A 3,381-nucleotide genomic window follows, 5' to 3' on the forward strand; every position below is an offset into this window, starting at 1 on the left:
CGGCACTGGGGTCACGGGCCAGGGGGCGCAGCGGCCCGGGATGGGCCGGGAACTGTACGCGCGCTTCCCGGAGTTCGCGCGGGTGTTCGACGAGGTGTGCACGGCGTTTGACCCCCATCTGGACGAGCCGCTGCGGGAACTGATGTTCGGCGCCGGACCGGCCACCGGCTCGCGGCTGAACCAGACCCGCTACACCCAGCCGGCGCTGTTCGCCTTCGAGGTCGCGCTGGCCGCGCTGGCTGCCGACCACGGCCTGAGCGCCGATCTGCTCGCCGGCCATTCCATCGGCGAGCTGTCCGCCGCCCATGTGGCCGGGGTGTTCTCCCTGCCGGACGCTGCCCGACTGGTGGCTGCCCGAGGCCGGCTGATGCAGCAGGCCCGCTCCGGTGGCGCGATGATCGCGGTGGAGGCGACCGAGGCCGAGGTCGTCGCGACCCTGGTCGACGGAGTGGCGCTGGCGGCGGTGAACGGCCCGGTGTCGGTGGTTCTCGCCGGCGACGCCGAGGCCACAGAGCGCGTGGCCGCCGGATGGCGTGACCGCGGCCGTAGAACAACCCGGCTGACCGTCAGTCACGCCTTCCACTCTCCGCATCTGGACGATGTGCTCGACGACTTCCGGTCCGTGGCCTCGTCGATCGACCACCGGCCCCCGCGGATTCCGGTCATCTCCACGGTGACCGGGCAGCCGCTGCCCGCCGAGGTGGCCGGATACGCCGAGCACTGGGTCACCCAGATCCGCGGGACCGTGCGGTTCCACGACGCCGTCTGCGCCTTGCGCGAGGCCGGTGCCGTCGTGTTTGTCGAGGCCGGACCGTCGGCCGCGCTGACCCCGCTGATCAGGTCCGCGGGGATCGCGAGAGTGATCCCTCTCGGCAGGGCCACCGGCTCCGAGGCGGATACCTTCGTCTCCGGCGTTGCCCGGGCCCATGGCGAGGAGCCCACCCACCCCTTCCGTCGGGACCGGTACTGGTTGCCACCGCGGCCGACCCGCGGCGCCTCGGGGCATCCGCTGCTGGACTCGGTGGTGGAGCTGGTCGACCAGGACGATGTGGTGTTCGCCGGCACCCTCTCACTGGCCGATCATCCCTGGCTTGCCGGGCACGTGATCAACGGCTCGCCCCTGCTGCCGGCGACGGCCTTCCTGGAACTGGCGCTGTTCGCGGGGGAGCGGGTGGGACTGCCCGAGGTGGCGGACCTGACCCTGGAGAGCCCGCTCGTGCTGCCCGGCTCCGATCCGGTGCAGATTCAGGTCACTGTGCGTGACCGTCAGGTGCTGATCCACGCCCGGAGGGACGGGGAGCGGGACTGGACCCGGCATGCGACCGGGCTGCTCGCGGACGCCGGCGCCGGCCCGGGGCGCGGTGCGGTCGACCGGCTGGACTGGCCGCCCGAGGCGGATCCGGTGTCGGTCGACGACGCCTACGAACGTCTCGCCGAACGAGGATTCGACTACACCGGTCTGTTCTGCGGCCTGCGGGCGGTGTACCGCGATGGGGACCTCACGTACGTCGAGGTCGGCATCCCCGCGGGCCTTCCTCGCCCGGAACCCGGCTTTCTGCTTCATCCGGCCCTGGTGGACGCGGTGCTGCACCCCATCGTGCTGGGCCTGGTCGACGGCGGCGACGGACTGCGCCTGCCGTTCGCCTGGAGCGGGGTGCGGGCGGGCGGTGGTGTGGGCGGCGTCTCGGAGCTACGCGCCCGGCTCGCCCCGGCAGGCGGTGACGGCACCTACGAGGTGCTGCTCGCCGACGTGGCGGGCAGCGTGGTGGCCACGATCGAGGGGCTGACCTTCCGGGCATCGGCCGACGTCGCTGCCGACGGCGGCGAGATGTACGCACTGACCTGGCGGCGCGAGGACGCGGCTGCGGCCACGACCACCGGCACCGAGGAGGCCCCTGCTCCGGCCGTCGTGCCCGTCGCGAGCACGGACGACACGACGAGCACGGTCGCCCGCTACCTCGGTGTGATCCAGGAGTGGGTGGCGGCCGACCACGACCGGGACGACCGGCTCGTCCTGGTCACGCGGAGCGCGGTGGCTGCCGACCCGGACGAGCCGGTCACCGATCTGGCCGCGGCCGCGGTGTGGGGACTGGCCCGAACGGCCCAGAGCGAATACCCGGACCAGATCGTCGTGGTGGACGTCGACGACAGCGCGGCTGATGCCGGCCCGGCCGTGGCGGCGGCCGTGGCGGGTGTCGCGCGGCGGACCGGCCAGTCCCAGCTCGCCGTGCGAAACGGGGAGGTCCTGCTGCCCCGGCTGTCGAGGGTCGCCCCGGCCACCGCGCCCGCGGACGATGGCGGCGCCGCGCGCGGATTCGGCTGGGATCCCGGCGGCACGGTCCTGATCACCGGTGGCACCGGTGGGCTGGGCGCACTGATCGCCAGGCATCTCCATCAACGGCACGGCCTGCGGAACCTGCTGCTGGTTAGCCGTCGTGGACCGGACGCGCCCGGCGCCGCCGCACTGACAGCGGAACTGGAAGGCGCGCGCGCCGTCGCCGTCGACGTGACCGACCGGACGGCGCTGGCCCGACTGGTCGACGAGGTGCCGGCCGACGCGCCGCTGACCGCGGTGATCCACGCTGCCGGGATCCTTGACGACGGCACGATCCCGGCGCTGACCGCGGAGCGGATCAGCGCCGTCATGGCGGTCAAGGCCGATGCCGCGCGGTACCTGCACGAACTGACCGCGGATCGCCAGCTGCGCGCCTTCGTCCTGTTCTCCTCGATTTCCGGCCTGCTCGGCACGGCAGGTCAGGCCAACTATGCCGCCGCCAACACCTACCTGGACGCGCTCGCGGCGCACCGCAGGGCGCGCGGGCTGCCCGCGACATCGCTGGCCTGGGGACTGTGGCAGGCGGGCATGGGGGAGTCTCTCGGGGAGTCCGGCGTCAGTCGCTGGACGCGCTCCGGAGTGGCGCCGCTGACCGCCGATCAGGGACTCTCCCTGTTCGACCGCGCGATGTCCGAGGACGCCGCGCTGCTGGTCCCCGCCATCCTGCGGCCGTCCCGAGCCGCCAGCGCCGAGTCCTTGCCGTCCCTGCTGGGTGGCCTGGTCAGGGCGCGCCGCACGCCTGCCGGAACGGCGCCGACCGGGCGCGCGGAGCAGACGCTGACCCAGCAGGGCGCCCTGGACCTCGTCCGGGTGACCGCCGCGGCGGTGCTGGGACTGCCCAACCAGAACTCGCTCGACATGAGCAGGGCCTTTCGCGAGCAGGGTTTCGACTCGCTCGCCGGCGTCGACCTGCGCAACCGGCTGATCGCGGCCACCGGGCGGCAGCTTCCGGCGACCCTGGTCTTCGACCACCCCACACCACGGGCGCTCGCCGGGTATCTGGCCGAGCCCATGGCCACGGCGGCGGATGGCCGGTCGGCCGGTGC

1 protein-coding gene is annotated in these 3,381 nt (G+C 73.6%); it reads left to right on the forward strand.

Features of this window, described 5'->3' with window-relative positions:
* Window positions 1–40: 40 nt before the first annotated feature.
* Window positions 41–3,381, forward strand: a 3,341-nt coding sequence (locus tag AC08OV_RS14015; protein ID WP_476619760.1) for an SDR family NAD(P)-dependent oxidoreductase, incomplete at its 3' end; no start/stop codon positions are given.

This window comes from Frankia sp. CeTa3Moorea (assembly GCF_978021225.1).